Source organism: Paenibacillus stellifer (assembly GCF_000758685.1).
GTDB lineage: Bacteria > Bacillota > Bacilli > Paenibacillales > Paenibacillaceae > Paenibacillus_AQ > Paenibacillus_AQ stellifer.
This window is the reverse complement of sequence record NZ_CP009286.1, coordinates 1736046-1751498: the sequence shown is the minus strand read 5'-3', so window position 1 is coordinate 1751498 and position 15453 is coordinate 1736046. Positions and strand designations below refer to the sequence as shown.

19 protein-coding genes are annotated in these 15453 nt (G+C 57.3%); 3 read left to right on the top strand and 16 right to left on the bottom strand.

The genetic code is table 11. The annotated features are described in order from the left end of the window. The first annotated feature begins 24 nt into the window (after window positions 1-24). Window positions 25-183, top strand: coding sequence for a hypothetical protein (locus PSTEL_RS07925; protein WP_038694558.1), 159 nt, complete (start codon window positions 25-27; stop codon window positions 181-183). Between the two features lie 110 nt (window positions 184-293). Here PSTEL_RS07925 and PSTEL_RS07920 read toward each other — a convergent pair whose 3' ends face one another. The 12 genes from PSTEL_RS07920 to PSTEL_RS07865 all read right to left on the bottom strand — a co-directional run bounded on the left by PSTEL_RS07920 (window position 294) and on the right by PSTEL_RS07865 (window position 11066). Next, window positions 294-1058: a class I SAM-dependent DNA methyltransferase gene (locus tag PSTEL_RS07920; RefSeq protein ID WP_038694557.1), complete on the bottom strand. Its 765-nt coding sequence runs from the start codon at window positions 1056-1058 to the stop codon at window positions 294-296. Between the two features lie 29 nt (window positions 1059-1087). Beyond that, window positions 1088-2014, bottom strand: coding sequence for a CvfB family protein (locus tag PSTEL_RS07915; RefSeq protein ID WP_038694556.1), 927 nt, complete (start codon window positions 2012-2014; stop codon window positions 1088-1090). Continuing rightward, window positions 2011-2358, bottom strand: coding sequence for a ribosome silencing factor (rsfS, locus tag PSTEL_RS07910; protein ID WP_038694554.1), 348 nt, complete (start codon window positions 2356-2358; stop codon window positions 2011-2013). Before rsfS ends, PSTEL_RS07915 begins: the two co-directional genes overlap by 4 nt. Continuing rightward, a complete protein-coding gene (yqeK, locus tag PSTEL_RS07905; RefSeq protein WP_038694553.1) occupies window positions 2355-2933 on the bottom strand; it encodes a bis(5'-nucleosyl)-tetraphosphatase (symmetrical) YqeK in 579 nt (192 codons plus the stop codon). Before yqeK ends, rsfS begins: the two co-directional genes overlap by 4 nt. Beyond that, the gene (gene nadD, locus PSTEL_RS07900; RefSeq protein ID WP_038694552.1) at window positions 2917-3507 is read right to left on the bottom strand and encodes a nicotinate-nucleotide adenylyltransferase; all 591 of its coding nucleotides are present in this window, start codon (window positions 3505-3507) and stop codon (window positions 2917-2919) included. Before nadD ends, yqeK begins: the two co-directional genes overlap by 17 nt. Before the next feature lie 80 nt (window positions 3508-3587). Further along, a complete protein-coding gene (yhbY, locus tag PSTEL_RS07895; protein WP_038694551.1) occupies window positions 3588-3881 on the bottom strand; it encodes a ribosome assembly RNA-binding protein YhbY in 294 nt (97 codons plus the stop codon). Between the two features lie 97 nt (window positions 3882-3978). Continuing rightward, window positions 3979-4869: a shikimate dehydrogenase gene (aroE, locus tag PSTEL_RS07890; protein ID WP_052098271.1), complete on the bottom strand. Its 891-nt coding sequence runs from the start codon at window positions 4867-4869 to the stop codon at window positions 3979-3981. Window positions 4870-4885: 16 nt separating this feature from the next. After that, complete coding sequence (yqeH, locus tag PSTEL_RS07885) at window positions 4886-6013, bottom strand: ribosome biogenesis GTPase YqeH (RefSeq protein WP_052098270.1); 1128 nt, start codon at window positions 6011-6013, stop codon at window positions 4886-4888. Then, entirely contained in the window at window positions 6010-6537 is a 528-nt protein-coding gene (locus tag PSTEL_RS07880) for a YqeG family HAD IIIA-type phosphatase (protein ID WP_038694550.1), read from the bottom strand. The genes yqeH and PSTEL_RS07880 overlap by 4 nt, the downstream gene beginning before the upstream one ends. A gap of 91 nt (window positions 6538-6628) precedes the next feature. Further along, window positions 6629-8872, bottom strand: coding sequence for a transglutaminase-like domain-containing protein (locus PSTEL_RS07875; RefSeq protein WP_038694549.1), 2244 nt, complete (start codon window positions 8870-8872; stop codon window positions 6629-6631). Further along, on the bottom strand, window positions 8869-10110 hold the full coding sequence (locus PSTEL_RS07870; RefSeq protein ID WP_038694548.1) for a DUF58 domain-containing protein: 1242 nt from the start codon (window positions 10108-10110) through the stop codon (window positions 8869-8871). Before PSTEL_RS07870 ends, PSTEL_RS07875 begins: the two co-directional genes overlap by 4 nt. After that, window positions 10110-11066, bottom strand: a complete 957-nt coding sequence (locus tag PSTEL_RS07865; RefSeq protein WP_038694547.1) for an AAA family ATPase — start codon at window positions 11064-11066, stop codon at window positions 10110-10112. Before PSTEL_RS07865 ends, PSTEL_RS07870 begins: the two co-directional genes overlap by 1 nt. 205 nt (window positions 11067-11271) lie before the next feature. Between PSTEL_RS07865 and PSTEL_RS07860 the strand changes: the two genes are divergently transcribed. Further along, complete coding sequence (locus PSTEL_RS07860) at window positions 11272-11985, top strand: DinB family protein (protein WP_038694546.1); 714 nt, start codon at window positions 11272-11274, stop codon at window positions 11983-11985. 60 nt (window positions 11986-12045) lie between these two features. On the opposite strand, the gene spoVAE is transcribed toward PSTEL_RS07860, so the two are convergent. The 4 genes from spoVAE to PSTEL_RS28690 form a co-directional block, all read right to left on the bottom strand. Further along, entirely contained in the window at window positions 12046-12396 is a 351-nt protein-coding gene (gene spoVAE, locus PSTEL_RS07855; protein WP_038694545.1) for a stage V sporulation protein AE, read from the bottom strand. Next, window positions 12393-13427 carry a stage V sporulation protein AD gene (gene spoVAD / locus PSTEL_RS07850; protein ID WP_038694544.1) on the bottom strand — a complete coding sequence of 345 codons (1035 nt, stop codon included), beginning with the start codon at window positions 13425-13427 and terminating at the stop codon, window positions 12393-12395. Before spoVAD ends, spoVAE begins: the two co-directional genes overlap by 4 nt. Continuing rightward, window positions 13424-13876 (bottom strand): stage V sporulation protein AC, encoded by a 453-nt coding sequence (gene spoVAC, locus PSTEL_RS07845; RefSeq protein ID WP_425415277.1) that lies wholly within the window; start codon window positions 13874-13876, stop codon window positions 13424-13426. The genes spoVAD and spoVAC overlap by 4 nt, the downstream gene beginning before the upstream one ends. A gap of 120 nt (window positions 13877-13996) precedes the next feature. Further along, window positions 13997-14122, bottom strand: a complete 126-nt coding sequence (locus PSTEL_RS28690) for a hypothetical protein (protein ID WP_281176763.1) — start codon at window positions 14120-14122, stop codon at window positions 13997-13999. 144 nt (window positions 14123-14266) lie between these two features. Here PSTEL_RS28690 and PSTEL_RS07840 point away from each other — a divergent pair, with 144 nt between their 5' ends. Further along, window positions 14267-15340, top strand: coding sequence for a M42 family metallopeptidase (locus tag PSTEL_RS07840; RefSeq protein ID WP_038694542.1), 1074 nt, complete (start codon window positions 14267-14269; stop codon window positions 15338-15340). Window positions 15341-15453: the final 113 nt, after the last annotated feature.

Here is a 15453-nt window from a genome sequence, read left to right as displayed (position 1 = left end):
AACCAACGAGAAGGAGTGTTTCAAATGCGTGAAGGTTTGATTCCAACCGTTCTTGGTACTGTCGTAACTGCTTCGGGAGCGGCCTTTCTGGGCAGCAAGTACAAGCTGGCGGCAACAGGCGTGCTCGGCTTCGGACTGGCGCATATTGTGCTCGGCGCCATCGACCTGATCGAGCATCGCTAAGGATTGAAAGACGGGATATTCCGATAAGGCGCTGCTTTCGCCTCCGCGAATATCCCTTTTTTACTTGGTAAGCTCCCGGCGTCTAAAAGACGCTTTTCAGTCGCTTATTATTATTTTACCGCCACATAGAACAACCGCTCCGCATCATCCCCGGCAGCAATCCACTCGAAATCGGCATAGACTTCAATATTCCGGAAGCCGGCTCTGGCCAGTTCTTCCTTCATCCACTCCGGATCATACGCCCGCTGCACATGAGTCTCCTCGAAGCGGCGATAGCGGTCGCCTTCCTCCTGAACGAAGATGGACAGGTGATGCTCGATCTCCCGCCGGGGCACATCCATTTCGCAGGTCCAAATATAAGACACGGACGGATCGTCATAAATGAAAGGCTGCTCTTCTTCGTACCGAATCAGGGTCCGGGGATGGTGCACATCGAACAGGAAGCTGCCTCCCGGTTTCAGACCGTCGTAGGTCCGCTGCAGTACAGCGGTGATGTCTTCTTCTTCGAGCAAATAATTCAGACAATCGCAGAAGGAGATCACGGCGTCTACTTTCTCGGGAAGCTCCCAGTCTCTCATGTCCTGCCTGATCCACTGCACGCTTCCTTCTCTCATGAACCGGCGGCCCCGGGGCTGATCCTCCAGCTTCTGCCGGGCCACAGCCAGCATATCCTCAGACAGATCGATGCCTGTCATGTGGTAGCCCGACTCCGTCAACGGGATCGTCAGGCTCCCGGTCCCGCAGCCGAGCTCGGCCACGGTCTCCGGACGCCCCAGCCGCTTCCATGCCGTCTCCGCGAACTCGAGCCAACGCGGGTACGGCATGTCCGCCATCAATTCATCATACACATAAGCAAATTTCCCGTACGAGGGCATTTGACAACACTTCGCTTTCCATACCTCGCTTATTGGGCGGAGTCGCCGCCGGTTCCCCCGCCGTCAGGCTGTCCCTTGCCGTCTTGGGCCAAATAAGTCCAGCTTTCTTTCTGTGTGATAAGCCCTTCCTTCATCAGCTTGCCGAGTGCGCGCTTGAAAGCGGATTTGCTGATACCGAACCGCTGCTTGATAATATCCGGCGGCGTTGCGTCGGAGTATGGCATCGCGCCGCCCGGCCGGTTCTGAAGGAATTCAAGTATCCGGGTCGAGTCCATATCACGGCCCACTTCCTTGCGCTGGGCCATGGACAGGTTCACCCGGCCGTCCTCGCGGATATGCGCCACACGGGCTTCAAACTCCTCGCCCAAGCGCAGAAGTCTCGGCCGCTCAGAGGAATGGATCATGCCGATGGCGCCGAATCCGAGCACGCCTCCGTCCACGATGACGAAGGTTCCCATCTGCAGAGGCTTGTAGACTCTTGCCTTCAGCCACTGTCCCTTCCAGCTCGAAGGAGCCGGGAAGGCAAGCGGAGCCAGCTCCTGCTCGCCCGCAAGCTTGGCGCGCAGACGGCCCTGCTTGTCATGCTCCATGATGACATATACGCTGTCGCCGACCTGCGGGTGAAGCTCCTTCAGCTCGGGAAGCTCGCGGATCGGCAGCAGAAGCTGGCGTCCAAGTCCCATCTCCAGGAAGCAGCCGAGCCGGGGGTGAATGTCTGCCACTTGCAGCAGCGCCATTTCACCAAGTGTTAAATACGGCCTCTTCATGGTGGCAGCCAGACGGTCCTCCGTATCGAAGAACAGGAAGACTTCCAGCGTGTCGCCCGGCTTCACCTTGTCCGTAAGTTCTGTATAGTGCAGCAGCACATCCTGGTCGCCAGCGTTCAGAAAGAACCCGTAAGGAGAAACCTCCCTCGCTACTTCCAGCTTGACGATCGTTCCGGCGATCAGGCTCATACCGTCTCCACAACCTTCGCGTCGGACCATAGACGTTCAATATTATAATATTCGCGCTCGTCGCGGTGGAAGATGTGAACGACCACATCGCCAAGGTCCATTAGCACCCAGCGGGCCGCATCCATGCCTTCGATGCCCTTGATAGCGGTTCCCGCCTCCTGGGCAACCTTGCGCACCTCCGTGGCAATCGCCTGCACCTGCGTATCCGAGTTGCCGTGACAGATCACGAAGTAATCGCTGATCAGCGAAACTCCGCGCAGATCCAGGGCCACGACGTTCATTGCTTTTTTATCTTCAACCGCATTCAGCGTCAGCTGAAGCAGCTCCTTGGATTGTATGGTCATTCCTTTTCCTCCAATGCTCGTACTAAATCATTTCTTGACAGCAGCGTCAGCGGGAATACAATCTTCCGCTTCTCCAGCAGCAGGCTGATCGTCGAATCAAAGCCCGCGATAAGGCCTTCTTCGAGGCTCGATTTCGCCAGCTTACGGATACGGTCAACTCCCGGAAAATCGCGGCCAGGTTCTATATAGTCGGCCAGGCAGACGATTTTGTCCATTAAGGTCATGCCTTCTCTGCCCGAGGTATGGAACCGGATGGCGTCCAGAATCTCCCTGTCGGTAATACCGTACTCTTTCTCTGCCACGAAAGCTCCTACCTCCGCATGCCACAGCTGCTTGTCATAGCGGAGAAGCTCGGCCGACAGGTCATTGTCTTCGATAATTTCGCGCATGCGCTCCACCGGCCAGTATTTAGCCACATCATGCAGGGTCGCCGCAGTCTCGGCCCGCTCCGGATCGCCTCCGTACCGCTCGGCCAATTCGACCGAAGTCTTCATGACGCCAAGCGTATGCTTCCAGCGCTTCTCGGGCATCTGGGATGATACCGATTCAATCAGTGCCTCACGGCTGAACTCCATAAAGCTCACTCCTCACCACATAATCGTATACCGCCTCAGGGACGAGATACCGGATTGACCGTCCAGAAGCCGCACGCTCCCTGATCAGCGTGGACGATATCCCGATCTCCGGCATCTCCGCCAGCCGGACGCTCGCCGCGATATGCGAAGGAAGCGCCCCGAGATCCAGCGGTATTCCCGGACGGGATAGACCGATGAAGGTCAGACGGCGGGCCAATTCGTCGATATCCTTCCACTTCGGCAGATACTGTACCATATCGGCTCCGATAATAAAATAAAATTCAACTTCAGGATAGCGCTCCTGAAGCATCCGAATCGTATCGATCGTGTAAGAGACGCCGCCTCGTACGATTTCCCAGTCCAGAATGCGGAAGGCGCTGTTGTTCCGGATCGCCTCGCGGACAAGGGCGAGCCGATCCTCTCCCGATACGCCCGCCGCATGTTTATGAGGCGGAATATGGGAAGGCATGAACCAGATCTCTTCCAGTCCGAAAGCGTCCCTCGCGGTCTCCGCAGCTACCATATGGCCGTTATGAATGGGATCGAAGGTTCCGCCCATGATGCCAACCTTCACGCTCCCACCTCCTTACCTTCTGTCCTTCGCCCGAACAAGGCACTGTACCGCCAACTGCCCCTGCCGTGCCGCCCTGCAGTCTACGGAAGCTCGATCGTCTTGTTGTCGCGCGATTCCTTGTACAGGACAATCGTCTTCCCGATGACCTGCACCAGTTCGGAGCCGGACTGTTCAGCCAGCTCACCGCCGATCTCTTTCGGGTCCTCGGCGCAGTTGTTCAGCACGCTGATCTTCATCAGCTCGCGTTTTTCGATCGCTTCCTCGATATGGCGGATCAGTTGGTCGTTCACTCCGCCCTTGCCTACCTGGAACACCGAGTCCAGGTGATGGGCCAGCGACCGAAGATAGCGCTTTTGTTTGCCGGTTAACGTCATGTATATTTACTCCCTTATTCTTCATGTGTTATCTACATATTACCCGAATCTGTATGCTTCTATTTGATTGCCTGGACAACTGATTGCCTGGACAGCACTAATTGCCTGTACGGCTTTCATGTCCTAGGCTCTCAAGTAACGCCTGCCGCATCTCCTTGATCGGCGCCGGGCGTCCGGTCCAGTACTCCAGGGCATAAGCTCCCTGGTAGAGAAACATGCCCACTCCGCTGTGAATCACACAGCCTTTCCGCCGCTCACTTTCAAGCAGAAAGCGGGTATGCAGCGGATTGTAGATCAGGTCGCTGACCACGATGCCTTCCGGAAGGATGTCAGGATCGATCGGCATCTGGTCCACGTTCGGGTGCATGCCGACCGAAGTGGTGTTGATTACAATGTCCATCCCCTGGACATATTCTTCAATCTCGCCGAGGCCGATTCCCTTAAGGTCGCCGCGGCCGCTCCAGCTCTCCGCCAGCTCGGCTGCCTTCTCGCGGCTCCGGTTCGCAATGATAACCGAGGCGGGTCGCTCCAGAAGCAGCGCATCCAAGATACCGCGCGCTGCGCCGCCCGCGCCGATCACCATAATCCGCCGGCCGGCAAGGTCGCTGGCTGCCTCTGATTTCAGTGAACGGACATAACCGATCCCGTCCGTGTTGTAGCCGGTCAGCACTCCCCCGTTATTGACGATCGTATTCACGGCTCCGATAGCTTCGGCTGACCGGTCGACGGCGTCGAGGTAAGGAATGACGGCAACCTTGTGCGGCAGAGTCACATTAATTCCCCGGAAGCCGAGCGTCCGGATGGACGAAATCGTCTCGCCGAGACTGCCCGGATGCACATGCAGCGGAACATAGGCTCCCTTGATGCCGAGTGCCTTGAGCCCCGCCGTATGCATCTGCGGGGATTTGGAATGTGCGATTGGACTTCCGATAACGCCGAGCAGGATCTCTCCGGTCTCCGAAGCCCACGGCAAAGCCGTTGCGGTCATGGACAACGCTCCTTCCTTAAATCAGCGAAGGGCGAACCAGCACCTTCACGCCCTTGGGGACATGGACAGCGACGACTGCGCCTTCCGCTCCGTTCAATTTGATCCAGCCGAGGCCGGAGACGAAGACGTCGCTCCGGCTTCCCCGGCCGATTCGAAATTCATGCCGCTGCCATTGCGGCAGCTTGTCCGCATCCTCCAGAGACGGAGGCGCCAGCATCACGCCCCGGTGATCCCGGTACAGCTCATCGGCCCGTTCCAGCTTGGTCCGATGAATCTTGAGACTGCCGCTGATGAAGCAGGTGAACGACTGATGCTCGCCCTGAATGAAGTCGAAGCGGCCCATTCCACCGAAGAAGAGCGTCTGCCCGGCGTTTAGCTGGTAGACAGCCGGCTTCAGCGGCTTGACGGGCATGACGGCGTCGAGATCCCGCCGCTCGACCAGCTCGCTGTAGCGCCAAGGGTAGACAATCCCCGGCGTATCGACGATATAATGACCGTCATCCAGCGGGATTTTGACGCTGTCCAGCGTAGTGCCGGGATAGCGTGAGGTTGTCAGCTCCTGCTCCAGATCGCTGTAATCCGAAATCAGCCGGTTGATCAGGGTGGACTTGCCGACATTGGTTGCGCCGACCACATAGACGTCGCGCCGGCCGCGCAGCGATGAAACCGCATCCAGCAGCCGGTCGAAGCCCTGTCCGCGCTTGGCGCTGCACAGCACGATTTCCGCCGTCTTCAGGCCTTGTTCCTTGGCGCGCTGCTGCACCCAGTTGCGCAGCTTGTTCCAGTTGGTCACCTTGGGCAGAAGATCGCATTTGTTGACAGCCAGAATAACAGGATTGCTGCCGACAAACCGCTGCAGCCCCGAAATGAGGCTTCCCTCGAAGTCGAACAGATCGACGATATGCACCACAAGCGCATTCTTCTCCCCGATGCCGGAGAGCAGACGAAGAAACTCGTCCTGATCCAAGGACACCGAGGACATTTCGTTGTAGTTCTTGATGCGGAAGCAGCGCTGGCAAATGACCGGCTCCCGGTTATAAGCAGCCTCCGGCAAGTAACCCGGCAGTTCCGGGTTCCCGATCTGCAGCTTGACGCCGCAGCCGCTGCAATGGCTCTGCTGCTGTCGTTCCAACTCTTGATTCATTCCTTGCTTTCCTCCTCATGCCACAATCCTTGTTTGCGAAGCCGAGTCAGCGCGATGCGTTCCACCCGGCGGTTAATCCGCGTCCCGAACCCTTCGTCCTTGGGAGAGATCGGAAGCACCAGTACCGTATATAGCCCGAGCCGGTTGCCGCCGTACACATCCGTCAGCATTTGATCTCCGACAACGATCGTGCTGTCCGGTCCAATCTCCATCAATTTCATCGCTCTGTGGAAAGGAGCGTTGCTGGGCTTGCGCGCCCCGTGCACGAATTCGATGTTCAGCGGAGTCGCAAATTTGGATACTCTGTCCATATTGTTGTTGGACACGATGACCAGCTTGAAGCCAAGCTGCTTAACCTTGTCGAACCACACCAGAAGCTCCGGCGTGGCGAGCGGCGCCTTGGCTCCGACCAGCGTATTGTCCAGATCGGTAATAATGCCCCGGTACCCCTTCCTGTACAAGTCCTCCAGATCGATGTCGAACACCGTATTCACCCGAAGTCTGGGGACGAGCATTTCAAACATACGTTCACCTCGATTTCATACGACAAACTATATCATAACTTCAATTCTTCGAAAATCCGGACAGAGCCGCAGATTTTGCGGTCTCCGCCCGCTATTTCCGTCTGAGAATCGTACGCAGCCGTAAAGTTTCAGTATACACGGCTTGCCAATCTTTGTCTTCTATTATTTCGGGACTGTACTTCGCCTTCTCGAACCCGTCGAGCAGAGCGGCGAGACTTCCTGCGGCAGCGGGCCGTTCTCCGCTCCACCGGTTCACGGATTCACGCAGCGTCTCGTTCCCTTCCCTTCCGCAGCCTTTTCTTCTCATCATCGCCACCCAGCGCTCCGTCTCGGCGACTATTCTCTCAGCCGGTGACAACGGCCGTCCATACCGCAGACGCTGCAGCAGGAAGCGCAGGCTCACGCGGCGGCTCCAGAGAAGATAACTCCCCCATCCCGCGATAACAGCAGCAGCGGCGGCCACGATCCAGGGACTGAACATGCCGGTATCCGTCGCATCGCCGGCAGGGTCGGTCTGCTCTTCATTCACCGCGCTCTGCTCCGGACTCTCGGAGGGCTGAGGCTGATCATCAGCTGTGTTCTCGGTCTCCATCGGTGCGCTAAAGCCGGGTGTGGCTTCAATCGGCAGCCAGCCGTAGTCCCCGAAATACACTTCGGCCCAGGAATGGGCATCCGCATTGGTTATCGTGTAATTGCTGTTCGTCGTCCGGCCGACCTGCATCGCGACGTTATCCGGAAGCTGGGCCTGCTCACCCGGCGCATAGCCTTTGACCCAACGGGCCGGAATGTCCAGCGAGCGGGCCATCGTCACGAGCGCCGTGGAATAATAGTCGCAGTAGCCTTCCTTGATTTCAAAAAGAAAGCTTTCCACGAAATCCTTGCTTTTCTTGCGGGACAGATCGGGCTGGTTCGTATAAGGAAACGTTTCTCTTAAGTATTGTTGCAGAAGGAGGATCTTTTCATACGGCGTATTGGCTCCCGCCGTCACCTCCGCGGCAAGATTCCGCACCCTGTCCGGGAAGCTGCCCGGGAGCTGCAGATAGGTTTCCGGCACATCCTTTCCATCATAAAGCTGGAAGAATGTTTTGGCGCTAAGCTCCTGCACGGGAACCACGGGCAGCTGCGACGTAAGCTCGTACGATTTCGGATAGGTCCCGGACTTCCCCTGAATGACCAGATCCTTGCCTACCAGGGCTTCCACGTCCCGGCTTCTCCAGGAAATGCCCTCCGCCTCGCTTCCCCCTTCAATCGATTCGATACGGGAGATGGAATAGGCGCCAAAGAGCACGGGATAGCGGTTGTTGCTCAGCATGCGGACCGAATATTTCAGCTCCTTGGTCGGAACCTTGGAGGCATAGTCGTTCTCCAGTTCCTCGCCGACCTCGGCGCTGTCCAGCCCGCCGCGCCGGCTCTGGATATTGTCGCTCCAGCCTTTGCCGGAATAGACGCTTCTCGTCTCCCCGCGCATGTATATGCGCGTATCCGTGGTGATCGACATTACCGGAGAGTAATCGAAGGCAAAGCCGCCGCCCAGATTGGAATCGTCCAGGCTATAGCCCGAGGCGGTGCCTTTGGAACCCGTTCCGCTGCTGTCCGTCTGTGCCTTCGCGGCACTCCGGTTCTGAGTAGTTCCGGTGCCGTTCCATTCTCTCCATGCCGTATACGGATCGGTCAGGGTGGGCCGGACGGATGGCACATTAACTCCGGCAATAATAACCAGCGCGATAACCAGGACGATATTGACGACTATTTTGAGCGGATAGTTCAGCATCGCCCTCCAGCTTCGCGGATAATGCCGCTGGAAGCTGTTCAGATGCCGGGTTACCAGCCAGCCAAGACCGGCTAACACCGTCCATGCAACCTCCTGCCAGAGCACCTCGGATGTGAAGGAATCCAGCGCAGCAAGCGCCGTGATGTTCGTACCGATAAAGAGCAGAATCCGGGCTTTGCTCGTAACGGCGTACGAGACCAGAAGCATCAGCGCCCAGGCGCTGAGCGCGAACCAGAGGTAGGGTGTCATCTGATTCAGCAGATCGTCCAGCCGTTCGCCGGCGGGCGCTGACGGATAAGGAATATAAAGTCCGTAATGATTAATTGTCCTGAATACGATATACAGAATGGCACAGCCTTCGACCAGCATGCGGTACAGCAGCGGAACCGGCAGCAAAATTTCAATTACGGCGATCACCGTCAGTGTCAGAAGCACCGAGTCGCTCGTCTGCTGAAGCCAGACCGGATCGGTATAGGAGAGCCACTGCAAGGCGATAATGAAGATCCACAGCAAGCTGAAGGAACGATACCAGGAAGCTTTCAGCTGATTCCACCAGCCGCTCATGACGGATACCCTCCCAGCACGGCGGGCAGCTCGTGAAGATCGCCTACCCGGTGTGTCAAATATCCCTGCGTCTTGGAATCATCCTGCCATTCATGGCTTCGGCGCGACTGCGGGTTCTTAACCTGAATGTGGCAGGGAGTCATGCCCCGGCTCTCCGCCCAGCGCAAAGCTTCAAGCGAGTCGCTGGCAGACCGCGGGCTGATGAGCACGAAATAGGCTCCCCTGGGGAACATGCGCCAGCTCTTCTCCAGCCTTGGAAGGAGCGGACCTTTCCCCTCTCCTTCAATGTCGACCAGATACTGAATCATCTTCTGACGCTCCGAGCCGCTCTCGGCGGGAGGGAACACCTTGATCTCCTTGTCCAGGCAGCACAGCCCCATGCCGATGCGATCCCGGATGCCGTAGCCCAGCAGCGAAGCCGCCGTCGAGACGGCCAATTCAAACTGCGGCTCATTGGCATATGCCGTTGACGTTCCGTCCAGCACAAGCATCGTCTTCGGAAGAGACTCATGCTCGAACTCCTTCGATTTCCATGTGCCCGTTCTCGCCGTGGCGTTCCAGTGAATGCGGCTTATCCGGTCTCCATATACATAATCGCGGACACCATTGATCTGGGTCGTCTCCCTGCGCGAAGGCGCCAGTGACACCTGGGGTCCTGCCGCACGTGAATTGCGCTCATAGAGCATCCACGAAGTAACGGGCACCATCCGGGGCAGTACGCCGAACTGTCCTGGTGTTGTAAAACGCCCTTTATATTCAACAAGTCCGAAAATATCGCTGCTGGCAATCTCCGTATCAGAGAAAAAATAGCGCCCCCGCTCCAAGGGAGGCGTCTGAAATTTAAGCTCGCCATGTCCCTTGAAGTTCGGGACCACGCTTTCTTCGAAAATCCAGGACTCGCCGTTATGCCGTTTCAGCACTTCCTTAACGACGACATATGGCAGCGGCAGGAACCCGGGAAGCGTAATCCCCAGCTTCACCCGGAGGAAACCTCCCGCATGAAGCAGATCCTGTCTCTCCCCCTCCAGATACAGCATCCGGCTGCCTTGAGCTCTCCGCACACCGGCGAAACCGCCTGCGATCAAATATAGAATAAGGACCGACACCATCGTAAGCAGCATAACTGACGTCTTGCCGCCCTGAAACAGCACATACAGCAGGGTGACGCTCCAGACAGCGATCACGCCTGCCAGCTTGGCCGGCAGCTTCAAAGCGGCTGCGGACAAATAACGTCTCATCACTGCCTCATCGTGACGGGAACCTGAATGCTGTGCAGTAGCCCGTTCAGCAGCGAATTCGCGGTGATGTTGTCGAGCCTTGACTCGGGACGCAGCAGTATGCGGTGGCCAAGCGTGTAGGATGCCAGCGTCTTGACATCATCCGGGAGCACATAATCCCGCTCCTGCAGAAAGGCGAAGGCCTTGCAGGCCATCATGTAAGACAACGCGGCCCGGGGACTGGCCCCAAGCATGGCCAGCGGATGCTCTCTCGTACCCCGGACGATGTCCAGCAGATAGCCCAGTACGGGCTCACTGATATAGACGTCCCGGATTTCTTCCTGAATGGAGGCGATTCGCTCCATTTCCGTCACAGGCTTAAGCTTGTCCACCGGCTGGCCGTCCTGGTGGCTGAGCAGCAGATTCTTCTCCGTCGACGCGTCCGGATAACCGAGACTGATCCGCATCATGAACCGGTCCAGCTGGGCTTCGGGAAGCGTATAGGTGCCTTCGAATTCAATCGGGTTCTGGGTCGCGCAGAGCATGAAGGGATGCGGAAGCTCATACGTCTCCCCGTCTACCGTTACGTTCCGCTCTTCCATGACTTCAAGCAAGGCGGACTGGGTCTTCGTCGTCGCGCGGTTGATTTCGTCTGCAAGCAAAATATTCGTCATTACCGGCCCCGGCCGGAAATGGAACATCTCGTCCCGGGGATGATATACCGAAACTCCGGTAATATCGCTCGGCAGAATGTCGGGGTTGCATTGAATCCGCCGGTAATCGCCCGATATCGATTTGGCGAGCGCGCGGATCAGTTGGGTTTTGCCCGTTCCCGGCACATCCTCGATCAGAACGTGGCCGCCGGCAAGCAATGCCGTCAGCAGAAGTCTTATTTCAGACGTTTTGCCGAGAATGCAGGATTCTAAATTCATGCGGATATCATTGACGATTTGCATCGATTCTTGGCGTACGGGCATATATAGCAAAACCTCCTAAGTCAGAATAACCGTATACTTACTATTTTACATGATATGGAGGGGCAAAGTACATTTGCAGTGCAGTTAACCTGAAAAAAATACGTACATATATACGTATCCGTTCCGCCTCCGGCAGGATTTTCCGCATTCTTGAGGAAATGTATCAGGATAAGTTGTGAATTCGCCTAACTTGGGAGGGCCTTCTGTGAATTCAACTGAGCGCAAGACATGGAATGAGGAGCATAAAAGACTGACAGCCATGATTCTGGTCCCGAGCGAGCACCGTGAGACGGTGTCTCTGCTGCTGCGTTTGCACAGCCGTCTGCATGCCTCTGTCGGGGAGGACGGCCTGGCCGGATACGAGGACACGCTTCTATTGAACATTACGGAAGATACGCTGCGCCGCTACCCTGTGCAGTCTTCCGATACCCGCAACCCGGTCGTCTGGCATTTGTGGCACAGCGCGCGGATCGAGGACATAACGATGAATATGCTGGTTGCTGGCTCCAGGCAGGTGCTGGAAGAGGACGGCATGCAGAACGCTATGCGAATCCGCTTCTTTCATTCCGGCAATGAAATGACCGAAGAGGAAATGGCGGAGCTGAGCAGGGAAATGCAGGTGGAGGGGCTGCTGGAATACCGGAGAGCGGTGGCGCAGCGAACCCGGGAAATTCTTGAGGCGATGGAGCCGGGGCAGTTCAGAAGAAAGGTGGAGCCGGAACGCATTCTCCGCATCCGCGAGCAGGGAGCCGTGACGCCGCAGGCGGGCTGGCTGGCCGATTATTGGAGCGGCAAAACCGTAGGGGGACTCATGCTGATGCCGGCCACACGCCATCATTTTGTCCACTTGAACAAAGCGATGCGCATCAAGGGGGCGCTTCAGCGTGCTGCGAAAGAGAAACGGACACGGCGGACCTAGGTATCGGACGCAAAAAAACCGCCGGTGCCTGTCCGGCGGGCGGTTCCTCTGCTTCGCACATCATCCCTTCGGCCGCACCAGCAGAGCGGCAAGAAAGGAGAAGACGATCGCCGACGATATCCCGGCGCTCGTAATGTCAAAAATGCCGGTGACAACGCCGATCCAGCCGTCGCGTTCCAGCTCGGTCAGCGCGCCGTGGACTAGTGAATTGCCGAAGCTCGTAATCGGCACGGTCGCTCCCGCGCCGGCGAACTTCACCAGCGGATCGTACACGCCGAAGGCATCGGCAACAGCTCCGGCAACAACAAGCGTGCTCATCGTGTGTGCTGGCGTCAGCTTAAGGCCGTCCATCATCAGCTGGCCCACAACGCAGATAAGCCCTCCAACCACAAAAGCCCATACATAGATCATGACTGTTCACCTCCGCTCTCCAGCGAGACCGCATGGGCGACGCAGGGAATGCTCTCCCCCTGCTGATAAGACAGCGGCGACAGCAGCGCTCCCGTCGCAACGACCAGAATGCGCTTCAGCTGCCCCTTCTTCAGCCGCTTCAGAAGATGGCCGTACGTCACTGCCGCCGAGCAGCCGCAGCCGCTGGCGCCCGCAATCACGTACTTCTGCCGCTCCCTGTCGTAAATCATCAGCCCGCAGTCGGAGAACTCCGTCTGCTCCATGGGGATCCCTTCCTTGGCCAGAAGCTCCTTGGCGATGGGAAGCCCGACCGACGCCAAATCCCCTGTGACAATAAGGTCGTAATGTCCCGGGGACAGTCCCGTATCGCGGAAATGGGCGGTTATCGTATCAGCCGCGGCCGGCGCCATGGCCGCCCCCATATTGAAGGGGTCTTTGAGCCCCAAATCCATAATCTTGCCGATTGTGGCCGAAGTTACAACAGGGCCGCTCCGGGTCCCGTCATTTCGCGTAATGACCGCGCAGCCCGAGCCGGTAACCGTGTACTGGGCCGTCGGGGGCTTCTGCGAGCCGTACTCGGTGGGGTAGCGGAACTGCTTCTCCACCGTGCAGTTATGGCTTGCGGTTCCCGCAAGCGCATACTTGGCTCCTCCGGCATCTACAATCATGGAAGCAACTGCTAAACTCTCCATCGAGGTCGAGCAGGCACCGAATACGCCCAAGTAAGGCGCCCCTACCTTCCGCGCCGCGAAGGTGGCGCTAATAATCTGGTTCATCAGGTCACCGCCGACGAAGAATTCCAGCTCCTTATCCTCGATTCCGGCGTTCAAGAGGGCCAGGCTCACGCTTTTCTCGAACAGCTTCCGCTCCGCCTTCTCCCAGGACTTCTCCCCCATTTCCAGACTGTCAAAAATAAAGTCAAAGTCCGAAGACAGCGGCCCCTCGCCTTCCTCCGGCCCTACAACGGCGGCGGAGCCGATGATGACGGGACGGGAGTCAAACTGCCACGTCTGCTTGCCGAGCTGCTTCATAAATGATTCCCCCCATGACCCAGGAAAGCGTAGATGATGCCGATAATGAAGGCCGCCACGGTCCCGAAGACGATAACCGAACCGGCGAGCTTGAACATGTTGGCCGACACCCCGAGCACAATCCCTTCGGAGCGATGCTCCAGCGCAGCCGAACACATGCTGTTCGCGAAGCCCGTAACAGGCACGGCCGTTCCCGCCCCGCACCACTGGGCCAGCTTGTCATATACCCCGAAACAGGTCAATATGACGGAAATGAGAATCAGCACGGCGACGGTTGGATTTGAAGCTTCCCTGGAAGACATATTGAACGCGTACATGAAAATCTCTTGCACGGCTTGTCCGAACATGCAGATCAATCCGCCCGACAGAAAGGCGCGGAGACAGTTTTTGGCGACGGGCCGCGAAGGCTCATGCTTCTTGGCAACCTGCTTATAAGCTTCCGGTGACAGGGAATCAAGACGCTGCTTGACTCCCGGGCTTTTGGTATTGGCCGGCAATGAAGGCACCTCCTATGGTTTTGGCGAACGAGGGTCCGCACCGCGGACCAGAATCGCATAAAAGATTTTCCTTTATTGTTCGCCGCAGGAGGATTCCTTATTACAGGAGCTTTTTGCATAAAAAAGCAGGATCACCACCAGCAGCACAAATAGAACGAGTACCAGAACAGCCTCCCGTTCCCTGGCCTTCTTCCCCATGTCTCTCGCGTCCTTTCCGGTTCTGCCCAGCCTCTCCCCGGTTATATCCTATTCGCTATTCCCGTGCCCTGTGTCAAAAAATGGACAACCCTTTCCTAAAGGTTCATACTTAGGAATTGAGTACTTCAAAGGAGAGATAGAGAAATGAATCAGGAAACCCTCGATATGTTCAAAACATTAACCGAATTCCCCTCCGCTCCCGGATTCGAGCGCGAACTGCGGCAGTTTGTGAAGGAAGCGATGACCCCTTATACGGATGAATTCATTCACGACCGTCTGGGCAGCCTGTTCGGCGTGCTCCGCGGCGAGGAGAACGGACCGAAGATTATGGTCGCCGGCCATTTTGACGAAGTCGGATTTATGGTAATCGGCATCACAGAGAACGGCATGATCCGCTTTCAGCCGCTTGGAGGCTGGCTCGCATCTGCCGTCTCCACCCAACGCCTTCAGATTATTACGCCAAATGGTCCCGTTACCGGCGTGGTCGGCAGCACGCCGATTCACCTGTTGAGCCAGGAAGAACGGTCCAAAGCCGGTGAAATCGGCAAAATGTTCCTCGATATCGGCGCAGACAGCCGCGCTGAGGCCGAGAGCTTCGGCGTGAAGCCGGGCCAGCAGATTGTGCCGATCTGTCCGTTCACCCCCCTGCCCAATCCGAAGAAGATTCTCGCCAAGGCATGGGACAACCGCTACGGCGTAGGCCTCGCGATCGACCTCGTGAAGACTCTGAGCGGCAAGAAGCTGCCGAACACCGTCTACGCCGGGGCTACCGTTCAGGAAGAGGTCGGACTTCGCGGCGCCCGTACGGCTGCCAATCTGATCCAGCCGGACATCTTCTTCGGCCTTGACGCCAGCGCTGCCGCCGACATGACCGGGGACCGCCAGGCGTTCGGCCAGCTTGGCGGAGGAGCGCTGCTGCGCATCTTCGACCCGACCATGGTTACCCACCGGGGCCTGATCGAATATGTGCAGGATATGGCGGATACCCACAAGATCAAGTATCAGTATTTTGTGTCCCAGGGAGGAACAGATGCCGGACAGGTTCATCTCAGCGGCATCGGCGTTCCTTCGGCGGTTATCGGCATCTGCTCGCGCTACATCCACACCTCGACCTCGATGGTCCACACCGATGATATCGATGCCGCCCGCGAGCTGCTGATCAAGCTGGTCGAAGGACTGGACCAGACGACGCTGCAGACGATTATCGAACGGAGCTGAGTGATGTAGAACCGGCGGCGGCAAGCGCCTTTTACTTTTTACGTTGCTTGGCCTTACCTCCGCCATTCATGTACATGAATCCGGCAAGACGAAAGCCCGCACAGAGCCTGATC

Coding starts and splice junctions, on each gene's coding strand:
- PSTEL_RS07925 (WP_038694558.1), top strand. CDS start 25: ATGCGTGAAGGTTTGATTCCAACCGTTCTTGGTACTGTCGTAACTGCT.
- PSTEL_RS07920 (WP_038694557.1), bottom strand. CDS start 1,058: ATGCCCTCGTACGGGAAATTTGCTTATGTGTATGATGAATTGATGGCG.
- PSTEL_RS07915 (WP_038694556.1), bottom strand. CDS start 2,014: ATGAGCCTGATCGCCGGAACGATCGTCAAGCTGGAAGTAGCGAGGGAG.
- rsfS (WP_038694554.1), bottom strand. CDS start 2,358: ATGACCATACAATCCAAGGAGCTGCTTCAGCTGACGCTGAATGCGGTT.
- yqeK (WP_038694553.1), bottom strand. CDS start 2,933: ATGGAGTTCAGCCGTGAGGCACTGATTGAATCGGTATCATCCCAGATG.
- yhbY (WP_038694551.1), bottom strand. CDS start 3,881: ATGACGTTAACCGGCAAACAAAAGCGCTATCTTCGGTCGCTGGCCCAT.
- aroE (WP_052098271.1), bottom strand. CDS start 4,869: ATGACCGCAACGGCTTTGCCGTGGGCTTCGGAGACCGGAGAGATCCTG.
- yqeH (WP_052098270.1), bottom strand. CDS start 6,013: ATGAATCAAGAGTTGGAACGACAGCAGCAGAGCCATTGCAGCGGCTGC.
- PSTEL_RS07880 (WP_038694550.1), bottom strand. CDS start 6,537: ATGTTTGAAATGCTCGTCCCCAGACTTCGGGTGAATACGGTGTTCGAC.
- PSTEL_RS07875 (WP_038694549.1), bottom strand. CDS start 8,872: ATGAGCGGCTGGTGGAATCAGCTGAAAGCTTCCTGGTATCGTTCCTTC.
- PSTEL_RS07870 (WP_038694548.1), bottom strand. CDS start 10,110: ATGAGACGTTATTTGTCCGCAGCCGCTTTGAAGCTGCCGGCCAAGCTG.
- PSTEL_RS07865 (WP_038694547.1), bottom strand. CDS start 11,066: ATGCCCGTACGCCAAGAATCGATGCAAATCGTCAATGATATCCGCATG.
- spoVAE (WP_038694545.1), bottom strand. CDS start 12,396: ATGATCTATGTATGGGCTTTTGTGGTTGGAGGGCTTATCTGCGTTGTG.
- spoVAD (WP_038694544.1), bottom strand. CDS start 13,427: ATGAAGCAGCTCGGCAAGCAGACGTGGCAGTTTGACTCCCGTCCCGTC.
- PSTEL_RS28690 (WP_281176763.1), bottom strand. CDS start 14,122: ATGGGGAAGAAGGCCAGGGAACGGGAGGCTGTTCTGGTACTCGTTCTA.
- PSTEL_RS07840 (WP_038694542.1), top strand. CDS start 14,267: ATGAATCAGGAAACCCTCGATATGTTCAAAACATTAACCGAATTCCCC.